Genomic DNA, 22,861 nt, shown 5'->3' on the forward strand with positions numbered 1-22,861 from the left:
GAATTGTAGAGAGTGTTTAATAAGTATAAAGATTTTATAAAACAGCATATATCTTTTAATCTTATTGAATGGAAAATTTTAGAATCAAAACTTGTAATAAAGAAGTTTAAAAAATCAGAGACAATTTTGTTTCAAGGTGATATCTGTAATCAAATATATTTTATTAACAGTGGTTTGGTAAGAGCTTACGTTATAGATGAAAACGGGAAAGATTTTACCTGGAGTGTTTTTTATAATGATGAAAATGCCGGTGTTACAAATCTTTTTGTAATAGATTATGATAGTTTTTTACATCAAAAAGCGGCTACTATCAATATAGAAGCCTTAGAAGATACGGAAGTTGTAGCTATTAATTATACAGATGTACAGTTTTTATATAATAACTTTAAAAAGTGGGAACGTTTTGGTCGTTTAATGACTGAAGCCGCTTATTCTTATTTGCATAATCAAACTATTCAAAGACAAACAAAAAGTGCCAATGAAAGGTTCGAGTTGTTTATGCAAGAAACGCCACATCTTTTAAATAAAGTCCCGCAGTATCATATTGCAACTTTTTTAGGAATTACTCCGCAGCATTTAAGTCGTCTGAAAAAAGAGTATAAAAATTAACATATGTTAATGACTTACTTTGTAATTTATATTAATATTGCGTCACCAAAAGGGAGAATGAATGCATCATAAGTTAGAACAAAAATTAGGAAAATTTGGGGAGTTTATAGGTAAACACCCTTTTATAGTCATATTATTTGCACTTTTAGTAATTGCCTTTCCAATCTCAAACGTTCCGAAAATTACAATGGATACTTCAACGGAAGGTTTTTTACATCCAGAAGATCCAATGCTTATCAAATATGAACAGTTCAAAGAGCAGTTCGGTCGTGATGAGAGGATCTTGATTGCGATCGAAAACGATCATATCTTTTCAATCCCTTTTTTAACGAAGCTTAAAAAACTGCATAAAGAACTTGAAGACAATGTTCCTTATTTAGATGAGGTGACATCACTTGTCAATGTAAGAAATACACGCGGTGAAAAAGATCAGTTAATCGTTGAAGATTTACTGGAAAATTTCCCTCAAACACAGGCTGATGCTGACAAGATTAAAAGTATTGCTATGGATAATGTTTTTTACAGAGATCTGTTTTTGTCACGCGACGGTAAAATCACTACGATTATGATCGAGACAAAGGCATTTGTTTCTGATAAACAAGAGAGTGTCGATGAGATGTTCAGCGATTTTGATGCACCTGCTGCCGCAGAAGAAGAGCGTAAGCCTCTGACAGATATGCAAAATGCAGAGATTGTAAAAAAAGTAAGAGAGATCGTAAACAAATATTCAGATGATGACTTTAAGATCTATTATGCAGGAAGTGCTAGTGTTATGGATGCACTCAAATCTATGATGAAAGAGGATATGCAGAAGTTTACTAGAGTGACGATAGCGATTATCTTAGTTTTCCTTTTTATAATTTTTAGACGTGTAAGTGCTACTGTCTATCCATTACTTGTAATTGTGTTGGCACTCTTAACAACTGTGGGGTCTATGGCTTATTTCGGTGTAGCATTTAAACTTCCTACTCAAATTGTCCCATCGCTTTTAATTGCCGTGAGTGTCGGTGCAACAGTGCATGTACTCTCAATCTTTTTTGACAAGTTTAATGAGAGTAAAGATAAGAAATCTGCAATCACTTTTACACTGGAGCACTCGGGGCTAGCAATTGCAATGACAGGTATAACGACTGCTATCGGTATTGCATCGTTTGCAGGAAGTGAAGTAGCACCGATTGCCGATATGGGTAAATTTGCCTCTTTAGGTGTGTTGATTTCGCTGTTCTTAACATTGACACTTTTACCGGCACTGCTGATGATTACTCCGATGAAGCCAAAACCTGTAGATAAAAAACACTGGCTTGATCATGTGATGGAAAGATTTGCATATTTTCCTACACATCATCCAAAAAGTGTCGTGACGGTGAGTTTGCTTTTAGTTCTGCTTTCGATTATATTGGCGACAAATATCCGTCTATCTCACTATCCGCTTGAATGGTTTCCAAAAGATGATCCAAATTATGTAGGGACACATTACATAGACAAGAACCTATACGGTTCATTGACTATGGAAGTTGTAGCGGATACAAAACAGCAAAACGGCTGGCAGGATCCAAAACGTCTGCAGGAATTGGAGAATTTAAACAAAGAGTTAGAAAAATATGATGACGGCAAAGCGTATATCGGAAAGATTATGTCGCTTGATACGATTGTAAAAGAGAGTAACAAAGCACTTCATGAAAACAATGAAAGTTTTTATACAATTCCATCGGATCAAGCGCTTGTTTCACAAGAACTGCTTCTTTTTGAAAACAGCGGAAGCGATGATCTTGAAGATGTTGTAGATTCACAATTTTCAAAACTTCGTGTAACTATTAAGGTGCCTTGGGTAGATAGTATACAGAGTGAAGATATGCTCGAGCATGTGCAAAAAAGATATAGTGAGACTTTTGCAGATCAAGATGTAACTGTGACGGGAATTATTCCATTATTGGTACACACTTTTACGCAGGCTATCCGCTCATCTGTAGAGAGTTACATCATTGCATTTACGCTGATTGCAATTACGATGATGTTTATTATGGGTAATGCAAGACTTGGACTTATCTCTATGATTCCAAACCTTACACCTGTAATTATAGGACTTAGTCTGATGTATATCTATGACATCCCTTTAGATATGTTTACACTTTTAATCGGCTCGATTGCGATCGGACTTGCGGTGGATGATACAATTCATTTTATGCATAACTTCAAACGTTACTATTTACGCACAAAAGATGCTGTTTTGGCTGTTGAGAAAACTTTTTACACGACGGGTAAAGCGATGGTTATTACAACAATCGTACTTTCACTTGGGTTTTATGCATATATGTTTGGAAAAATGGAAAGCGTACAAAACTTTGGATTTTTAACTGGAAGTGTTATTATCTTGGCACTTATTGCAGACTTGCTGCTTGCACCTGCACTTATGGTTCTAATTGCAAAAAGAGGATGGATAAAATGATTAAAAAACTTGGATTAATTTCACTATTAGCATTTACGGCTTTAGTACATGCAGACGACAAAGCAAGAGCAATTGCACAAGCTGTGTATGACAGAGATGACGGGAAAACTATTATTCAAGATATGAAAATGATTTTGATCGATAAAAACTCAAATCAGCGTATACGCTCTATCAAAACATTCGGTAAAGATTTCGGCAAAGATGATTATAAAATCATGTTTTTCAAAACGCCTGCAGATGTTAAAGACACGGCGTTTTTAACATACGATTATGATGATGCTTCTAAAGATGATGATCAGTGGCTCTATCTTCCGGCTCTGAAAAAAGTAAAAAGAATTCCTACAAGCGACAAGAGTTCAAGTTTTATGGGAAGTGATTTTTCATATTACGATATGACAAAAAGAAGTGTTGAAGATTATACGTACAAAATTTTAAAACACGTAGATGTAAGAGGACACGATACAACTATGGTCGAATCTATTCCTGTAAACGATGATGTGGTCGAAGAGTCGGGCTATGTCAAAACTATAGGACTCGTTCGTGAAGATATAGACATGGTTGTACGCTCAATAGGTTTTTTAAAAAATGGAGAAACGAAATATCTTGATGTAACAAAAATGCATAAACAAGACGGTGTTTGGGTGATTGATGAGATGGTAATGACAACAAAACAGGGAAAAACTACATTGCATCAAACGATTTTACAGTTTAGCAACATAGAGGTAAACAAACCGATAGATGATGATGTCTTTACTACAAGAAGATTGGAAAAAGGGCTGTAGTTGCTTAGATTATCACTTGCCGTAGTTTTACTGAGCAGCGTAGTTATAGCTGATGACTTAGATGCATTTATGGATGGTTTTGATGAGACACCTGTAGTTAAAGCAACTCCAAAGCAGAATAAAGAAAAAAGCTTTTCTTTGCAAAAGTATGGAATAGAAGGGGAATTGAAACAGGAGTTTGCTTACAGTTATCAAAATGAAGCTCCACACGATAAACTTTCTTCACTGAGAACCTCTTTGTTTCTGGAATATAATCAAGACTTAGGTGAAAGCTTTAAATTCAAAGTAAATGCTAATTCATTTTATGATTTTTCTTATTTGGCAAAAGGGCGTGATAAATTTACTAAGGAAGAACTTGATTCATTAGAGAGTGAAGTCGAACTTTTTGATGCTTATATTCAAGGGACTCTTTTGGAGAACCTTGATATAAAACTTGGTCGTCAAGTAGTTGTATGGGGTAAAAGCGATACTATTCGCGTAGTTGATGTACTCAACCCACTGGATAACAGACGTCCTGGTATGGTAGACATAGAAGATTTACGTTTAAGTATGACTATGGCTAAGTTTGATTATTACTATGAGAACTGGAGTATTACACCGATAATCATACTTGAACAACGTGAAGATAAACTACCTCCTTTTGGCGGAGATTTTAACCCTTCGCCTGTAAAAGTAGGTGGACAAAAAAAACCAAATAAGATTACGTATGCTTTGAATGTTTCGGGAGAATTTACAGGGTTTGATCTGGATTTTTATTTTGCAGATGTGTATCCGAATTTTGAGTTTTATCCACGAAATGATGTGAATATAGAAAATAAAATTACTATGTATGGAGCTGCGGCAACAGTAGTAAGCGGTAGCTGGCTGTTTAAAACAGAACTGGCATATAATAAAAATTATAGATATCTACAGTTAGCAAATCAAAAGCTTGATAGATTTGATGCTCTAGTAGGTTTGGAGTATAATGGTATAGCCGATACAACCATCTCTTTAGATTTAGCAGATAAATATTTTGTAAAAGATTACGGCTTGAAACAACATAATTATCAAGGGGCACTAAGAATAACATCAGACTTTATGCATGATACATTGCATCTAAATTATTTGTTCAATGCTTTTGGAGACAGGTTTGATAAAGGCGGTTATCAAAGAGTATGGATTGAGTATGATGTGACAGACAGTATAAAAACAACATTTGGAGTAGTAGATTATTTAGGCGGCAATGCATTTTTTGATTCCATAGAGGACAACGATATGCTTTTTGGTGACATTTCTTACAATTTTTGATGTTTTTTTCATAAAATATTACAAATCTACACACTTTTATCTTCTCTATTTTTTATGTGTTGCAAAATGTGACACATAAAATTTCTTTTTCCCAAAAAAACTTTTTTTAATACTCTTTTTGATATAGTGCATTAACTGTTTTTTCTAATGTCCAAAGAACCCTCTGTATGCTTAACAGATAGTGTTTATTGACGTTAGAAAACAAATATAAAAAAGGGTTACGACAAGGAGTAACTTCTTATTTGAAAAGGTAGGTTATATGGAGCATATTAGTACTGCAAATCCGTATTTTGGGGTATTTGTACTTTTTGTTATAACATTTGGTGCTTTTATAGCAACGACAGTAATCGCAAGATTAGCGAGTCGTGCATTAGCTGCAAAAGATACTGAAAAAATTAAACTTTCTGTGTATGAGTGTGGACCTGAGGTAACGAAACAACCAAACAGAGTTTCACCACAGTTCTATCTCTTTGCACTATTATTTTTACTATTTGATGTTGAAATCGTATTTATGTTCCCATGGGCAGTAGATTTTAAAGTACTCGGATGGTTTGGATTTGCTGAGATGATTATGTTCATCCTATTATTAGCAATCGGTTTTGTATACGCATGGAAAAAAGGAGCGCTAGAATGGCACAACATAAAGTAAATTATACACAAGACGGTGGTTTACCGGTAGCACTTACATCAATTGATAAAGTGGTAAACTGGGGTCGTTCGAACTCACTTTGGGCAATGACATACGGTCTTGCTTGTTGTGGTATCGAGATGATGGCAGCTGGTGCATCGAGATATGACTTTGACCGTTACGGAACAATCTTCCGTGCATCACCTCGTCAATCTGATGTGATGATTGTTGCCGGAACTCTTACAAAAAAACACGCAGAGTTCATTAAGCGTCTTTACGATCAAATGACTGAGCCTAGATGGGTAATCTCTATGGGTTCATGTGCAAATACAGGTGGTATGTTCAATACATACGCAACTGTACAAGGGTGTGACAGAGTTATCCCTGTTGACCTTTATTTACCAGGGTGTGCACCGAGACCTGAAACATTACAATACGGTGTAATGTTATTACAACAAAAAATTCGTGCACAAAAAGCGGGTAAAGCACAAAAAGCAAAAAGGTTAATGTAATGAGAGCATATACACCAAAAGATGATGTACAAGCAAAAGCTTACTATACAGACAGATTTTATGTAGCACCGCAAGTACCTAAAACTCCTGTTGAAGATGATGCTGTATTTGCAGCTGATTTAGCAGCGATCAAAGCTAAATTTGAAGTAAGCGATGCATATATTCAAGTTGAGCAAATGGTTGTTTATATCAATGCTAAAGATATTTACGGTGTACTTGAACTTATGAGAGACGAGTTAGAATATACTCAACTTTCAGAGTTAAGTGCTATTGATTGGTTAGCAAAAGACGGAACTTTCGAGATCTTCTACCAAATGCTTTCAATGACTAAACGTAAACGTATCCGTATCAAATATTTCATTAAAGAGGGTCAAGCTGTTGATTCTGTTGAAAAACTTTTCAGATCAGCTGACTGGTCAGAGCGTGAAATGTTCGACATGTTCGGTATCGAAGCTAACGGCCACCCGTTTATGAAACGTATCCTTATGCCTTACGACTGGCAAGGATTCCCACTTCGTAAAACGTATCCATTAGAGGGTGATGAATTCGCTGCTTGGTATGAAGTTGATAAAATCTACGGTAAAGAAGCTCGTGATATTATCGGCCCTGAACTTCGTGATACTGCAAGAATTGACAGATACGATTCTGAGCGTTTTGCCCGTCTTGGTTTTGAAGTTCCAAAAGGTACTGAGATCACTGATGATATGGAAAAAACAGTTCAAGATTATCAAGAAGAGGGCGGAGTGTTCCTCATCAAAAAATATACAAAAGAGTCATCAAAAGTTATTGATGATCCGCAAAGATAGGGTGGTAAAGATATGGCACAAGTAAAAAACAGATTAACACCGTTTTTTGAAAACATTACATTCGACAGAGAAGATAATGAGCTTATATTAAACTTCGGTCCACAGCACCCGTCTGCTCACGGACAGTTACGTTTAATGCTTCATCTTCAACAAGAGCAAATTACAAAAGCACATCCGGATATCGGATACCTTCACCGTGGTATGGAGAAGATGGCTGAAAATATGATTTACAACGAGTTTATGCCTACTACTGACCGTATGGATTATATCGCTTCATCTTCAAATAACTATGGATTTGCACTTGCAGTTGAAAAACTGATCGGACTTGACGTTCCTCGTCGTGCAAAAGTTATCCGTATGATGCTTTTAGAGATCAACCGTTTAATGTCTCACCTATTCTGGTTAGCGACTACGGCTCTTGATATCGGTGCGATGACAATTTTCTTATTTGCATTCCGTGAGAGAGAATACTTAATGGATATTATCGAAGGTTACTGTGGTGCTCGTTTAACTCACGCTGCTATCCGTATCGGTGGTGTACCTTTAGATATTCAAGATGATTTCTTACAACAACTAAGAACTTTCTTAGATAAATTACCTCAAAACATCAAAGATTACGAAGATCTACTGGATTCTAACCGTATCTGGAGAATGAGAATGGAAGATGTTGGAACAATTCCAACAGAGATGGCACTTTCTTGGGGTTGTACAGGTCCAATGCTAAGAGCTTCAGGTGTAGCATGGGATATCCGTAAAGAGGAACCTTACGAATTATACGATGAAGTAGAATTTAATGTACCTTTCTCTGACAAGGGTGACAACTTTGCACGTTACCGTATCTATATGGAAGAGATGAGAGAGTCTGCAAAGATTCTTTATCAAACAATAGAGATGTATGAGAAATGTGTTAAAGATGGTCAAACTGAATTAATGGCTCATGCACCTAAATATATCTCTGCTCCTAAGCTGGATATCATGACGCAAAACTACTCTTTAATGCAACACTTTGTACTTGTAACACAAGGTATGAGACCACCGGTTGGTGAAGTGTATGTTCCGACTGAATCTCCAAAAGGTGAGCTTGGATACTACATTAATTCTCAAGGCGGACCGTACCCGTACAGACTTAAATTACGTGCGCCTTCATTCTGGCATACAGGAATTTTAACTGACCTTTTACCTGGTCACTATATTCCGGATGTTGTTTCTATTATTGGTACAACAAACATCGTATTTGGTGAGGTAGATAGATAATGAAAAGATATGATCTAAGACATTTAAAAAATGATTTTGAACCTCGTATGAAAGAGATTTTAGGTGAAACTCACAAAGCAAATGAGACACTTATTTTTCTTTTTGAAATTGGTGATTTTACACCTGTACAAAGAAGTGCAGATCTAGTAAAAGAATGTGGTTGGGAGTTATATAACTCTTTAAAGTTTAACGAAGTTGACTGGACTATCGTTGTTAAAAAAGATTAGGAATTTGTTTTGAGCAAAGTATATTTTTCTACTTGGAATGGTGAACTGGTAAATAATGTCGGTAAACCTCAAGAAGAGTGGGAAGAATCAGCTTATAATCTGCCGGCACAGTATGATGATCACAGATCGTCACGTGCATTCATCGGTTGGGATGGTGTAACGCTATTTGATGAAGATGTAGATGTTATCCGTTTAGCGATGGAATATGCAGCACAGTATCAAGAATACTCTGAAGCGTGTGGTCGTTGTGCACCGGGACGCTGGGGTGGACGTATCTTATACGATCAACTTGATAAAATTGCGCGCGGTGAAGGTGAAACAGCTGATTTTGAACACCTAAAAGAGATCGGAAAAAGTATGCAAATCACTTCTAAATGTGAGATTGGAAAAACAGTTCCGAATCCTATTTTAGATCTGATGACACACTTTGAAGATACTTTCCTTGAGTGTATTAACGAGAAAAAACCATCGAAACATTACAATGCAGATGCGAGCTATATTGCAAAAATTACAGCTCCTTGTACAGATGCATGTCCTGCACACGTTGATATCCCTGGATACATCGAAGGTGTAAGAGACTTACGTTTCGATGATTCTTTAGAAGCAACTCGTCAAACTATGCCGCTTGCACATACATGTGGTCGTGTTTGTCCACACCCTTGTGAAGATGCATGTCGTAGAACAAACCTTGATGAGCCTATTTCAATTATGGCACTGAAACGTCTTGGTGCTGATTATGAGACAGACCATGGATATGACTTTTTCCACCCTATGGAGAAAAAAGCTCCGATTGGTAAGAAAATTGCGGTTATCGGTGCAGGTCCTGCTGGTCTTACAACAGCATACTATACAGCTGCTGAAGGAATTGAAGTTGACTGTTACGAAGAACTTCCGGTTCTTGGTGGTGAGGTAACTGTTGGAGTTCCAGAGTACCGTATGCCTTGGGATAAGTATCAAGAGGATATTGAATGTGTTCGTGATATGGGTGTAAACTTTATCACAAACCGTAAAATTACAGCTGACGATATGCGTAAGTTCGAACAAGAATATGACGCGGTTATGGTAGCAACTGGTACTCGTATCTCTAAAAAAGTTCGTTGTGACAATGAGCGTGAAGAGATTAAAGGATACTGGGGAGCAATCGATTTCCTTGACTGGGTTAACCTGTATGAGAAGTTTGATATTAAAACTCCTAAGCATGTTCAAGAGCAGCAATTGCTTTCAACTGATCACGTAGATTTAACTGGTAAAACAGTTGTGTGTGTCGGTGGTGGTTTTACATCGATGGACGTTGTACGTTGTTCAATCCGTGCAGGTGCTAAAAAAGTATATATGATTTATCGTCGTGATGAGAAAACTATCATCCGTAATACTACGTATGAAGAGTATCACGAAGCAGTTGAAGAGGGTGTAGAATTTTTATTCCACTCTGCAGTTAATACAATCACTACAAATGAAGATGATATTTTAACTGAATTACTGATTGATAAGTATGAATTAGTGCCAGATCCTGATGGTGGTCGCCCTAACTTAGAAAAAATTGAGGGTGCGTCATATACGATTGAAGCAGATTATCTAATCCCTGCGGTTTCTCAATCAGCTGATCTTGGTCTTCTTCCTGAAGAGTGGGATATCGAGATGACATCTTGGGCTACTATTAAAACAAACGGTAAAGACTATATGACATCTCGCAAAGGTATCTTTGCATCAGGTGACTGTGAATATGGTCCAATGACTATTGTTAATGCAGTAGGTCAGGCAAAACGTGCAGCTTCTGTAATGGCAAGATATGTACAATCTGGTGAGATCACTTTAACTGATGAAGAGATCATGGAAGATCACTTAATGAAATTAAAAGTGTATAACAAAAACGAGAAAATCACTGGTTGGTTACCGGGATTACCTCGTGAGCATGCAGAAGTTCTTGACGTTGATGTAAGAAAAGACAACAACAAAGAAGTAAATCTTGGATTTACTCAAGAGCAGGCGTTAACAGAAGCTGAGCGTTGTATGCGTTGTTATTACATCGCTATGGTACAGGCATAAGGGGGCGGAATGAGTAAGACAATTAACTTTAAAATTGATGGTCAACTTGTAGAAGCTCAAAAGGGTGAGACTATCTTACAAGTTGCACGTAAAGCGGGAATCCATATTCCTACTATGTGTTACATCTCAAAAACAAGCCCTTGTGCATCGTGCCGTATCTGTTCTGTAGAGGTTGAAGGTGTAGATGGTTTTATTCTATCGTGTAATACGCCTCCGACTGAGGGAATTGAAGTAAAAACAAATTCTGCTGCATTAGAGCAAGAGCGTGTAAACATCATGAAACTTTATGATGTTAACCACCCATTAGAATGTGGTGTTTGTGATAAGTCTGGTGAGTGTGATCTTCAAAACATGACACTTGATTTTGGAATTTCACAACAAAGCTTTACAGCTCGTGAGCAACATAAAACAGTTAAAGACTGGGGTCTTATCTCATATGATCCTGCTTTATGTATTATGTGTGAGAAGTGTACGCACGTTTGTAATGAAGCTATCGGTGATGATGCAATTGATGTTTTCTTTGGTGGATACAGTTCAACTATTATCCCTAAAAATGCTGAGAAATTAGACTGTACTTTCTGTGGTGAGTGTATTGCAGTATGTCCGGTCGGTGCACTTGTGAGCTCTGAGTTTAAATACTCTGCAAATGCATGGGAACTTTCACGTATCCCGTCAACTTGTGCACACTGTTCAGCTGGATGTTCATTAGAGTACGAAGTACGTCACACTGGCATTAACGGTGCTGAAGCAATTCACAGAGTAAAAAATAACTTTGAATACACTTCACTGTGTGGTGCTGGACGTTTCGGATTTGATTTTAACAATGAGCAAAAAAGTGATTCTGCTGCATTTAACGCTGCCGTAGAGGCTGTGAAAAATGCAGGTGCTATTCGCTTTAGTTCAATGATTACGAACGAAGAAGCGTACATCTTACAGAAGTTAAAAGAGACGCAAGGCTTGAAACTGTTCAATGAGGATGCTAGAAAATACGCTGCTTTTATGAAAGCATACAGTTCTGTAAGCGGTAAACTTCACCATAGTGGTTCATTAGATGCAATCAAACAAGCTGAAGCGGCTATCGTTTTAGGGTCAAGAGTTGCAACTGACAATCCGGGTGTAAGATATGCTTTAACAACAGCATCTCGCCATAACGGTGCAAAAATTGTATATGCGCATCCGATCGAAGACGCATTACTTCAAAATACTGTTACACAGTTCATGAAATATGAAGTTGGTACTGAAGAGGGTGTTTTAGCACTAATTGCAAATGAGCTTTTAGAGAATGTGGATGTAGATGAAGATACAAAAGCATTCTTAGATAATTTAGATCTTGGAAACCTGTCTGCTGAGAGCAATGTAGGTGACGATGAACTTAAATTCATGAAAAAATCTTTTGCTCGTGCGAAAAACAACGTACTGATTATCGGTAGTGATGTTTTAGCACATGAAAGAGCAGAAAATATTGCAAAACTTGCAGCTATTATTGAAAAATATACGACGTTTACTTTAGTTGTAATCCCAAGCGAAGTAAATACTATCGGTGCAAGCATGATTTGTGATCTTGATGTGGATACTGACACTGCAAACGTTGTTGGTTATAACGCTCAAGGTGACTTTGTTATTTCATCTTTAGGTGATGCAGATATGGCAGTACCTGCACTCAACCAACAAGAGGGAACTGTTGTAAGTATTGACAACAGAGTGCTTCCGTTAAACGTGGCACTCGGTTTTGACGGTTATACGTTAAACGATATTGCAAATGCTTTAGGCTTAGAGGCTAAAAACACAATTGACTACACGAAAGAGTTGGCAAGTGTTGCAGGCTTTAAAGCGATTGAATTCGATGACTTAGAGAACTTCTTAACTGGGCTTGGTGAAGATGTGAGAGGTTATCTGTTAGACGAAGTTGAAGTTGAAGCAGACGGGAAGCTTGAAGATGTAGAAGAATTACCGGAATATAACGGTACAGTTATCTACAATGCAAACCCTGTATTACAGTTTAACAACTATACGAACAAAACTAAACAATTACCAAAAGATAATAGTTTAAGAGGTTCTGCACAGTTTGCAACGGCTGCAAAAATTTCTGACGGTGATACGGTAACGATCACTTTTGGTGCAACTACATTAACAAGAACATTTAAACTTGATGATGAGTTAAAAGGGACTATTGCACTTAATCCTATGTTTGATCAAACAGAAGATGCTAGTGCGTATAGATTCGCTAAATCTAAGATAGAAAGAGTGGTATCATGAGTAAAATCAGTATAAATATTGATGGCCGTGAGATACAGACGCAAGAGGGTGAGTATATACTCAATGCCGCTCGTGCGAATGATATTTTCATACCGGCAATATGTTATTTGACGAGATGTTCGCCAACTCTAGCTTGTCGTATTTGTCTTGTTGAAGCTGACGGGAAACAAGTATATGCTTGTAACGCTAAAGCTAAAGACGGGATGAATATTACAACTACGACAGAGAACATCGAAAAAGAGCGTCGTGCTATTATGGAAGTTTACGATGTAAACCATCCATTACAGTGTGGTGTTTGTGACCAATCTGGTGAGTGTGAGCTTCAGAACTATACTTTAGAAATTGAAGTAGATTCACAAAGCTATGCGATCAAAGATGTAGATAGAAGTGCTCATGACTGGGGGCACTTACACTACGATCCGGGTCTATGTATAGTTTGTGAGAGATGTGTTACTGCATGTAAAGATATGATTGGTGACAACTCACTTAAAACTATTGCACGTGGTGCTGAAGGTATTGATGCGGAATTTAAAGAAACAATGCCTAAAGATGCATATGCGATGTGGAATAAACTGAACAAGTCGGTAATCGGTTTAACAGATGGTACTGATCATCTAGATTGTACATCATGTGGTGAGTGTGCTGCTGTATGTCCTGTTGGTGCATTAGTTGATACACATTTCATGTACAAATCAAATGCATGGGAACTAAACCAAGTTCCTGCAACTTGTGGTCACTGTTCGGCAGGATGTCAAATCTCTTACGATGTAAAACATACAAGTTTACATGACGATACAGAGAAAATTTATCGTGTTATGAACGAGTGGAACTATGTATCTTTATGTGGTGCGGGTCGTTACGGTTTTGATTACCAAAACACAACTACTGCAAAAGATGAAGTGGCATTTGCTAATGCAGTAGAAGCTTTCAAAAAAGCAGATACGATTGCATTTACTTCAACTATCACAAATGAAGAAGCATATCTCTTACAAGCTATGAAAGAGAAATTTGGTTACAAACTTGTAAACAATGAAGCAAAATCGTTCCAAACGTTCTTAAAAGATTATTCTGAAGTAAGCGGTAAATCACTTTACGGCGGAGATCTTAAAGTAACTATGGATTCTAACTTTATTGTTTCAGTTGGATCGGCACTTAAAACTGATAATCCAAATGCTAGATACGCTCTTAACAACTCTATGACGGTAAACAAAGGTGCTGGACTTTACTTTCACCCTCTAAAAGATCCTGTTATTGAAGGTCTTGGAAAGTCTATCATGACTGTAGAACATGCACCGCTTCAAGAAGAGATCGCTCTTTACTTAGTTCTAGATCTATTCGGTGACAAAGCAGCTATGCCAAGTGATGTTTCTGAATATTTAGCATCTTTTCACTCTGAGAAAACTATTACGGTTGAAGAGACTGTAAAAGAAAAAGTTATTGAACTTGTTAAAGAGATGAAAGTTAACGAAGAAACTGGTGAGGAAGAAGAAGTTGAAGTAGAAAAATCTACTATGGTTTCTAAGAAAGTTGCCAAAGACGTTACAGTTGATGAAAATAAACTTTTAGAGCTTATCGGTGCTGGTGATAAGTTTATGGAAGATTTAGAGAAAAACCTGAAAAAAGCAGAAACTTTTGCTCTTATGGTTGGACCGGATCTTTACAACCATCCAAACTCTAAAAATTTAGCAAGACTAGTTGCATTAATTGAGAAGTATTCTAAATTTGAAGTTACAATGATTCCTACACTTACAAATACGTTAGGTGTTAGTTTAATTTGTGACCTTGACGATACAGCTGGATCTTATACTGTTGGTTACAACACAAATGGTGACTTTACACTATCAGCTTTAGGTGACGGTGATCTTGATATGCCTGCTATGAATCAACAAGAGGGAACGCTTACTTCGATTAACAAAAGAGTAAATCCTACAAATGCTGCAGTGTCATATAAAGGGTATGAGTTAAACGATATTGCTAATGCTCTTGGTCTTGAAGCTGAAAACGTAATTGATTACACTGTAAAACTTCCTGTTGCAAAAGGTTTTAAAGCAGAGCAGTTTGACAACCTTCCAAACCATTATGAAAATGATGGTACAGAAGTAAGAGGTTATGTGTTAGAAAACGTAGCAGTTACTTCAAGCGGTGACGAGAGTGTGGCTAAATTCAGCGAGGACAAGCTAGAAGGTAGTATAATCTACCTTGCAAATCCTGTAAGACAATTTAACGACTTCACAAACAAAGCTACTGAACTTGATGAAGTAAGCGGTGTATATATGTCAGAAGAGTTCTTATCTAACTCAGACTTCAACGAGGGAGATACAGTAAGAGTGAAAACTGACAAAGGGGAACTTACAGCTGCTGTAGTTAGTGATAACAAAATAGCTGGCTCAATTGTAGTTCTTCCTACTTTTGATTCTAAATTAAATTCAGAGGCATTATTTGACGGTTACCGTTTCAATGTAGCTTCGATAGAAAGGGTGTAGTGTATGGATAGCGCATATTTAATAGAAACGATTATTAAAGTTGTTGTAATTTTACTAATATTCTCAGCACTTGCTGGTATTGGTACTTATTTTGAAAGAAAGGTACTTGCATTTATGCAACGTCGTCTTGGACCAATGAATGTTGGTCCTTACGGACTTTTACAAGTTGCAGCAGATGGTATCAAACTTTTTACAAAAGAGGATATTATCCCAACAGGTGTTGTTGGAAAAATCTTTAAAATTGCTCCGGTAATTACTGCTGCAACTGCATTTATGGCAGCTGCTGCTATTCCATTCTTACCGTCTTTTACAATTTTTGGATACGAAGTACACCCGATTGTTGCAGATATCAATATCGGTATCTTATACATCCTAGGTATTATGGCAGTTGGTCTATATGGACCATTACTAGGTGGTATGGCTTCAGCAAATAAATATTCACTAATTTCAGCTGCTCGTACAGCTGCAGTATTTATTTCGTATGAAGTTGTAACTGGTTTATCAATTTTAGCTCCAATTATGATGGTTGGTTCACTTTCATTAATCGATTTTAATGAGTATCAAGCTGGCGGTATCTCAAACTGGATCGTATGGTCACAACCGGTAGCGTTTGTACTTTTCTGGATTGCTGCTTTTGCTGAAACTGGTCGTACACCATTCCACTTAATTGCAAACGATCACGAAATTATTGATGGTTTCGGTACAGAGTACTCTGGTATGAGATGGGGTCTTTTCTTCATCGGTGAGTATGCGAACATGTTCTTTATCTCATTTGTTATTCCACTTATTTTCTTAGGTGGATACGGAGACGGTAGTTTCCTAGGAGCTTTAGGTTTATTAGCAAAAGTTGCATTTTTCTTCTTCTTTTTCTTATGGACTAGAGCTGCATGGCCAGATGTAAGACCGGATCAACTTATGTGGTTATGTTGGAAAGTGCTTATGCCAATCGCAGTGATTAACGTTGTAATCACTGGTTTTGTAATGATGTTTTAAGGGGATATGGGATGAATATGGAACCATTTAACGATAGAAACGTAGCTGAAAACGGCTACTTCTTAGTAGATATCGAAGATTATCCTAAAACACCATGGGAGAAATTCGTACGTGTTGCAAAAAGAACTTTTAAAGGGGAGCTTTTTGTAGGTCTGTGGGTTGTACTTCGTGAGATGATCAAAGCTGATATACACACAGTACAATATCCGGCTGAAAAAATGCCAATCGGACCAAGATACCGTGCTGTTCACGAGATGAAACGTCTTTGGGAATCAGATGCTGAAAGATGTATTGGATGTGGTCTTTGTGAAAAGATTTGTATCTCTAACTGTATCCGTATGGAGACAAAATACGATGAAAACCAAAGAAAAGAAGTTTCTGAATACAGCATCAACTTAGGGCGTTGTATCTTCTGTGGTTATTGTGCGGAAGTTTGTCCAGAGCTTGCTATTACTCATGGTGGTGAGTATGAAAATGCGAGTGATCAAAGAGAGCATTTCATTTTATATGATGATATGTTAACACCAATAGACACTATGAAAGCAAAAGCTCAAAGAGAGTTTGAAGGTTTCGGTGCTATTACACCACATGAAGATGAGCGTGTTAAGAAAACACCTCTAGCATATTAAGGAGTTTGGACTATGTTTGAAGCGATAGCGTTTTACTTATTTGCGTTTTTAACTATTGCAATGTTTTACATTACTGTAACAACATCGCAAGCGTTATATGCATTAAGTGCATTAGCGGCAGGAATGATTTTTATATCGGCATTTTTCTTTATCCTTGGTGCTGATTTCTTAGGTGCGATACAAATTATCGTTTATACGGGTGCTGTAATGGCTCTTTATGCTTTTGGTATGATGTTCTTCGACACTACACGTGAAGTAAAAGAGAAGCAAGGTAACAAATACATCGTAGTTGGAATGGCAACTTTATCAGCTATTTTAGTTGTACTTATTTTTGCTGCTCCAATCGTATCTGACAATATGATGGCATTTGCTCCGGAATTAGAAAACGTAGGTAATACACAACAAGTTGGTGTTGTTTTATTTACAAAATACCTTATTCCATTTGAAGTAGCTGCAGTAATGCTTTTAGTAGCTATGATTGCAGGTATTATCTTAGCTGGTAAGAAAATGGATCTTTCACTTACAATGATGAGTGCTGATGAGATCCTTGAACTTGAAGAAAAAAATAAAAAGGTGCTTTCATGATGGAAATAGGTTTAAATCACTATCTTGTTCTATCTACAATACTCTTTGCTATTGGTTTAGTGGGTGTAATGAAAAGAAAGAACCTGTTATTACTGTTTTTCGCAACTGAGATTTTACTAAACTCGGTAAATGTAGCTTTTGCTGCGATTTCACATTATTACGGTGACCTAACAGGTCAAATGTTTGCATTTTTTGTAATTGCTATTGCTGCTTCGGAAGTAGCTGTTGGTCTTGGTTTATTAATTGTATGGCACAAACGTCACAACAATATTGACCTTGAAACTATGGCAAGTATGAGAGGATAAAATATGGAAAAATATTTATATATTGCGCTTTTTGCACCGCTAGTAAGTTCTTTGTTTTCGGCACTTTTTACTGCTACTCCAAAGAAAACTTTTACTGGTATTGTAGGAAGTTTACTAATATTTACATCATTTGTAAGTAGTTCTATTCTTTTAGCACACATACTTGGTGGTGGTGAAGCGGTTCATGTTGAAATGATGACTTGGATGGCTACGGGTGATCTTTATATTCCGTTTGGTTTTATTGTAGATGAAGTGTCTGTAACAATGATGATGGTTGTAACTCTTGTTTCAACAATCGTTCATATCTATTCAATCGGATATATGGATCATGATGCTGGATTTAACAGATTCTTTGCTTGGTTATCGGCTTTCGTTTTCTCAATGATGGTTCTTGTAATGAGTGACAACTTCGCTGGTCTTTTCATCGGTTGGGAAGGTGTTGGTCTTTGTTCTTGGGGTCTTATCGGATTCTGGTACCACAAAGAGATCGCAACTTGGGCAGCTAATGAAGCGTTCATTATGAACCGTATCGCTGACCTTGGTATGTTAATCGGTATCTTCCTAATTTACTGGAATACTGGTACTTTACAATATCACGAAGCATTCTCTGCAATGGCTAACTTAGACACTGCAACGCTAGTGTGGATCGGTATCTTCTTATTTGTTGGTGCTATGGGTAAATCGGCTCAGTTCCCATTACATACATGGCTTGCAGACGCGATGGAAGGTCCAACTCCTGTTTCGGCTCTTATCCACGCGGCAACAATGGTTACAGCAGGTGTTTACTTAGTTATCCGTTCAAACGAACTATATGACATGATTCCAAATGTTGGATTATTCATTGCATCTCTTGGTGCTTTTGTTGCAATCTTTGCAGCTTCAATGGCACTTGTTAACCGTGATATGAAAAGAATCATCGCTTACTCTACACTTTCACAGTTAGGGTATATGTTTGCTGCAGCTGGACTTGGTGCATACTGGGTAGCACTTTTCCACCTTATGGCTCACGCATTCTTTAAAGCGTTATTATTCCTTGGTGCTGGTAACGTAATGCATGCTATGCATGATGAACTTGATCCGTTTAAAATGGGTGGACTGAAAAAGGTAATGAAGTGGACATTTATTATGATGACTCTTGCTTCAGTTGCTCTTGCTGGTATCTTCCCTCTTGCTGGATTCTTCTCAAAAGATCTAATCCTAGAAGCGGCATTTGTTGAGCATCACTACATTATCTATTCAGTGTTATTAATCACTGCAGGTTTAACGGCATTCTATTCATTCAGACTAGTTGCTCTTATCTTCCATGGTGAAGAGAGATACAAACTTTTCGGTATCCATCCGCATGAAGCATACAAATTTATGCTTGTAGCGATGAGCCCATTATTAATTCTTGCAATTATTGCAGGTTCACTAAAACTTTCATACTTCGAGATGATTACAGGTTTACTTCCTGCTATTGAGTATCATATCCATCACCCTGCAGTATACTGGGGTATGACAATCGGTACACAACTGTTTGTTATCGCAGCAGTACTTTTTGCTTATAAAAAATACTCAAGCTGGTCAACAGTTCCAGATGGAACAAGTAAAATGGAAAACAGACTTTGTTATAAAGTTCTTTTTAACCAATATTACATCCCATATGCGTATGAGAAATATTTAGTACAGCCGTATAGAGAGATTTCAGAAATGTTCTGGAAAAAAATTGATCTTAAAATTGTTGATGCAACAGTTGACGGTATTGCAAACGTTCTTTACGGAACAGGTGAGCAAACAAGAGGTATGCAAAGTGGAAATCTTTCTACGATGTTAAAATGGATGGTAGCTGGTACGTTAGTACTACTGTCTTTAGCTGTAGTTTTTGGATTAGCAGTTAGATATTCTGATGAGATCAAAGTGTTCTTATCAGGTTTAGGAGTAATGTAAGATGATAGATCATATTTTATCGATTTTAATTTTCTTTCCGGCCATAGCAGGTATTCTTGGATTTATGATCCAAAAAGAGAGTATCCGTGCATTTGGTGTCAGTGTGGCTTTTGTTGAGTTCATACTTTCACTATGGTTATGGTTCGCTTTTGATAATAGTGTTTCTGGTATGCAATTTATGGAGCATTTACCATTAGTACCTGCATTTGGTATTAACTATGTGTTAGGTGTTGACGGTATCTCTTTATTTATTATCATTTTAGCTTCATTTTTTACAATGATTGGTATTGCGTCACTTACAGAGACTCCTAATGTTAAGAATATGATTATTACGCTTCTATTCTTACAAATGACAATGATCGGTGTTTTCGCAGCTCTTGATGCTATCGTATTCTACGTGTTCTGGGAACTTTCTTTAGTACCAATGGTATACATCATCGGTGCATGGGGTGGTCCTTTACGTATCTATGCATCTATTAAGTTCTTCCTGTATACATTTGCAGGTTCACTTGTAATGTTAGTTGGTATGCTTTTCATGGCATTTTTCTATTACCAAGCTACAGGCGTATGGAGTTTTGCATTCCTAGACTGGTACAGATTGATCTTACCTGAGACATTCCAATTATGGTTATTTGCGGCATTCTTTATCGGTTTTGCGATCAAGGTTCCAATGTTCCCATTTCATACTTGGTTACCATATGCGCACGGTCAAGCTCCGACTATCGGTTCTGTAATCCTTGCTGCTATCTTACTTAAGATGGGTACATACGCATTCGTTCGTATCTCATTACCACTGTTCCCTGATGCATCTGCATTCTTCATGGTTCCAATTGCAATCATTGCAATTATCATGATTATCTATACAGCTATGGTTGCATATGCTCAAGAAGATGTGAAACAAGTTGTTGCTTACTCTTCAATTTCACACATGGGTGTTATCATCCTTGGTACATTTGCATTAAATGTTGAAGGTATTTCTGGTTCAATCTTCTTAATGATCGGTCACGGTGTTGTTTCTGGTGCACTGTTCTTACTTGTTGGTGTAATTTATGACAGACGTCATACGAAGTTAATGAGTGAATTCGGTGGACTTGGAAACGTAATGCCTAGATACGCAACTATCTTTGGAATTATGTTAATGGCTTCTGTTGGTATGCCACTTACTATTAACTTTGTTGGTGAGTTCTTAAGTTTACTAGGTTTTTATCAACAATCTCATATGTTAACACTTCTTGCTGGAACAGCAATTATCGTTGGTGCGATTTATATGCTTTCAGCGTACAAAAAAATGTTCTTCGGAGATGTTACTAAAGAAGAAAATAAAAATCTACCAGATGTAAATAAACGTGAACTTATCGCGCTTATTCCATTATCAATCATTACAATTTGGTTAGGTGTTTATCCAAAACCTGTTTTAGAGCCGATTGATAACTCTGTAAAAGCGATTGTTCAATTAATGCATAACAAATCACAAACTGATTTAGCTAAAGAGAGAATTCCTAATCTAGTAAAATCAAAAGAGATTGTTATTGCTTCAAAATCTTCTGTTAAGGAGGTACATTAATGTTATCACCAATTAATATCCCTGTAGAGTCATTAAACTTAATAACTCTAGCACCTATGCTGATTCCAATCATTGGTGCACTACTTATTTTAGTTATTGACTTATTTAAAGGTGGTCTGCATAAAACTTTATATGTTGTACTTTCTTTATTATTCCTAGGTATGGATTTTATCGCACTAGTAGATTCTAGTGAGATCTTTACGCAAAGTGGTATCACTTTAGGTGTGTTTGACTTAATGTTAATTGACGGTCTGGCAATTCTTGCACAATTCATTATTGTAATTGCATCTATGCTGTTTATTCCGTTAGCGTTGACATCTAAACGTTTCCACGAGTTCTCATATCCTGAGTTCTTCGCATTGTTCCTGTTTATGATTGGTGGATTCCAATTCATGGTTTCTTCAGACAACTTAATTCTGATCTTCGTAGGTTTAGAGACTTCGTCTTTAGCTCTATATACAATGATTGCAATGCACAACCGTGACAAATCTTTTGAAGCGGCAGTGAAGTACTTTACAATGGGTGCTTTAGCAGCTGGTTTTTACAGTTTTGGTGCAATGGTGTTTTACGCACTTACAGGTTCGGTTGAAATTAACAAAATTGCCTTAGTATTAGCAAACAACGGATATGCAGATATCGGTTATGTACTTGTTGCAGTAGTATTTATGTTAGCATCTTTCGGTTTCAAACTATCTCTTGTTCCGTTTCATACATGGGCACCGGATGTTTATGAAGGTTCTTCGGCAGCTCTTGCAGGATATATGTCAATCGTTCCAAAGATCGCAGCATTCGTTGTTACAATGAGACTTTTTGAATTCCTGGTACACAGCAACATCACTTGGTTAGAAGTAATTCTTTATATCTTTGTTGTAGTAACTATGACTATCTCAAACCTTTGGGCACTTGTGCAAACTGATGTAAAACGTATGCTTGCGTATTCTTCAATTTCACACGCTGGTTTTGTAATGGCAGCTATCTTAATTGGTACTACACAAGCAAACTCTGCACTATTCTTATACTGGGTACTGTTTAGTTTTACTAACCTTGGATCATTCTCAATGTTATGGATCTCAAGACAGAAAAAACTACCTGAACACCAAACGTCTGATCATTCATATGACAAGTTTGCAGGTATGATTAAAACTGCACCTATCAGTGCTCTTATTATGGCATTGTTTATGTTAAGTTTAGCAGGTATTCCACCGTTTGCACTTTTCTGGGGTAAACTATATATGATCTCTTCTGCAGTAACTAGTGGTTACACTATTCTTGCATTAATTATGGCATTAAACTCTGCTATTGCAGGTTACTATTACTTAAAACTGATTGTTTATATGTTCATGAAAGAACCAGTACTTGAAAACGGTGCATGTGTATATGTTGCAAATGCTACAAAACCGTTAAATACAATCATCGGTATAGCAATTATGGGAACAATCTTTGCTTTTATCGCTGTAAACCCACTTTTAGAATTCATTACAGCTTTTGTATATAATAGTGGTTATTAATAACGAAAAAATTTA

At 37.0% G+C, this 22,861-nt stretch carries 19 protein-coding genes; all 19 read left to right on the top strand.

Annotation, left to right across the window (positions count from 1 at the left end):
* Nucleotides 1–12: 12 nt before the first annotated feature.
* The 19 genes from P6N22_RS05555 (at nt 13) to nuoN (ending at nt 22,846) form a co-directional block, all read left to right on the top strand.
* A complete protein-coding gene (locus tag P6N22_RS05555; RefSeq protein ID WP_280330956.1) occupies nt 13–609 on the top strand; it encodes a Crp/Fnr family transcriptional regulator in 597 nt (198 codons plus the stop codon).
* 61 nt (nt 610–670) lie between these two features.
* On the top strand, nt 671–3,055 hold the full coding sequence (locus tag P6N22_RS05560; protein WP_280330958.1) for an MMPL family transporter: 2,385 nt from the start codon (nt 671–673) through the stop codon (nt 3,053–3,055).
* Nucleotides 3,052–3,837, top strand: a complete 786-nt coding sequence (locus P6N22_RS05565) for an outer membrane lipoprotein-sorting protein (protein WP_280330960.1) — start codon at nt 3,052–3,054, stop codon at nt 3,835–3,837. The genes P6N22_RS05560 and P6N22_RS05565 overlap by 4 nt, the downstream gene beginning before the upstream one ends.
* Nucleotides 3,838–5,124 (top strand): DUF1302 family protein, encoded by a 1,287-nt coding sequence (locus P6N22_RS05570; RefSeq protein ID WP_280330962.1) that lies wholly within the window; start codon nt 3,838–3,840, stop codon nt 5,122–5,124. It abuts the gene before it with no gap.
* Nucleotides 5,125–5,383: 259 nt separating this feature from the next.
* Complete coding sequence (locus tag P6N22_RS05575) at nt 5,384–5,773, top strand: NAD(P)H-quinone oxidoreductase subunit 3 (RefSeq protein ID WP_280330964.1); 390 nt, start codon at nt 5,384–5,386, stop codon at nt 5,771–5,773.
* Entirely contained in the window at nt 5,755–6,264 is a 510-nt protein-coding gene (locus P6N22_RS05580; protein WP_280330966.1) for an NADH-quinone oxidoreductase subunit B, read from the top strand. Before P6N22_RS05575 ends, P6N22_RS05580 begins: the two co-directional genes overlap by 19 nt.
* Nucleotides 6,264–7,070 (top strand): NADH-quinone oxidoreductase subunit C, encoded by an 807-nt coding sequence (locus tag P6N22_RS05585; RefSeq protein WP_280330968.1) that lies wholly within the window; start codon nt 6,264–6,266, stop codon nt 7,068–7,070. Before P6N22_RS05580 ends, P6N22_RS05585 begins: the two co-directional genes overlap by 1 nt.
* A gap of 12 nt (nt 7,071–7,082) precedes the next feature.
* Complete coding sequence (gene nuoD / locus P6N22_RS05590) at nt 7,083–8,324, top strand: NADH dehydrogenase (quinone) subunit D (protein WP_280330970.1); 1,242 nt, start codon at nt 7,083–7,085, stop codon at nt 8,322–8,324.
* Nucleotides 8,324–8,551, top strand: a complete 228-nt coding sequence (locus tag P6N22_RS05595; RefSeq protein WP_280330972.1) for an NADH-ubiquinone oxidoreductase subunit E family protein — start codon at nt 8,324–8,326, stop codon at nt 8,549–8,551. Before nuoD ends, P6N22_RS05595 begins: the two co-directional genes overlap by 1 nt.
* Nucleotides 8,552–8,560: 9 nt before the next feature.
* Nucleotides 8,561–10,597 carry an FAD-dependent oxidoreductase gene (locus P6N22_RS05600; RefSeq protein WP_280330973.1) on the top strand — a complete coding sequence of 679 codons (2,037 nt, stop codon included), beginning with the start codon at nt 8,561–8,563 and terminating at the stop codon, nt 10,595–10,597.
* A 9-nt stretch (nt 10,598–10,606) separates the two neighbouring features.
* The gene (locus tag P6N22_RS05605) at nt 10,607–12,853 is read left to right on the top strand and encodes a 2Fe-2S iron-sulfur cluster-binding protein (RefSeq protein ID WP_280330975.1); all 2,247 of its coding nucleotides are present in this window, start codon (nt 10,607–10,609) and stop codon (nt 12,851–12,853) included.
* Nucleotides 12,850–15,336 (top strand): NADH-quinone oxidoreductase subunit G, encoded by a 2,487-nt coding sequence (locus P6N22_RS05610; protein WP_280330977.1) that lies wholly within the window; start codon nt 12,850–12,852, stop codon nt 15,334–15,336. The genes P6N22_RS05605 and P6N22_RS05610 overlap by 4 nt, the downstream gene beginning before the upstream one ends.
* 3 nt (nt 15,337–15,339) lie before the next feature.
* On the top strand, nt 15,340–16,329 hold the full coding sequence (gene nuoH / locus P6N22_RS05615; protein WP_280330979.1) for an NADH-quinone oxidoreductase subunit NuoH: 990 nt from the start codon (nt 15,340–15,342) through the stop codon (nt 16,327–16,329).
* An 11-nt stretch (nt 16,330–16,340) separates the two neighbouring features.
* Nucleotides 16,341–16,958, top strand: a complete 618-nt coding sequence (gene nuoI / locus P6N22_RS05620; protein WP_280330980.1) for an NADH-quinone oxidoreductase subunit NuoI — start codon at nt 16,341–16,343, stop codon at nt 16,956–16,958.
* Between the two features lie 12 nt (nt 16,959–16,970).
* Nucleotides 16,971–17,543, top strand: coding sequence for an NADH-quinone oxidoreductase subunit J (locus P6N22_RS05625; protein WP_280330981.1), 573 nt, complete (start codon nt 16,971–16,973; stop codon nt 17,541–17,543).
* Nucleotides 17,540–17,848: an NADH-quinone oxidoreductase subunit NuoK gene (nuoK, locus tag P6N22_RS05630; protein ID WP_280330983.1), complete on the top strand. Its 309-nt coding sequence runs from the start codon at nt 17,540–17,542 to the stop codon at nt 17,846–17,848. The genes P6N22_RS05625 and nuoK overlap by 4 nt, the downstream gene beginning before the upstream one ends.
* Before the next feature lie 3 nt (nt 17,849–17,851).
* Nucleotides 17,852–19,774 carry an NADH-quinone oxidoreductase subunit L gene (gene nuoL, locus P6N22_RS05635; RefSeq protein ID WP_280330985.1) on the top strand — a complete coding sequence of 641 codons (1,923 nt, stop codon included), beginning with the start codon at nt 17,852–17,854 and terminating at the stop codon, nt 19,772–19,774.
* A gap of 1 nt (nt 19,775) precedes the next feature.
* A complete protein-coding gene (locus P6N22_RS05640; RefSeq protein WP_280330987.1) occupies nt 19,776–21,338 on the top strand; it encodes an NADH-quinone oxidoreductase subunit M in 1,563 nt (520 codons plus the stop codon).
* Nucleotides 21,338–22,846: an NADH-quinone oxidoreductase subunit NuoN gene (nuoN, locus tag P6N22_RS05645; protein WP_280330989.1), complete on the top strand. Its 1,509-nt coding sequence runs from the start codon at nt 21,338–21,340 to the stop codon at nt 22,844–22,846. The genes P6N22_RS05640 and nuoN overlap by 1 nt, the downstream gene beginning before the upstream one ends.
* Nucleotides 22,847–22,861: the final 15 nt, after the last annotated feature.

The organism is Sulfurimonas sp. C5, assembly GCF_029872055.1.
Taxonomy (GTDB): Bacteria; Campylobacterota; Campylobacteria; order Campylobacterales; family Sulfurimonadaceae; genus Sulfurimonas.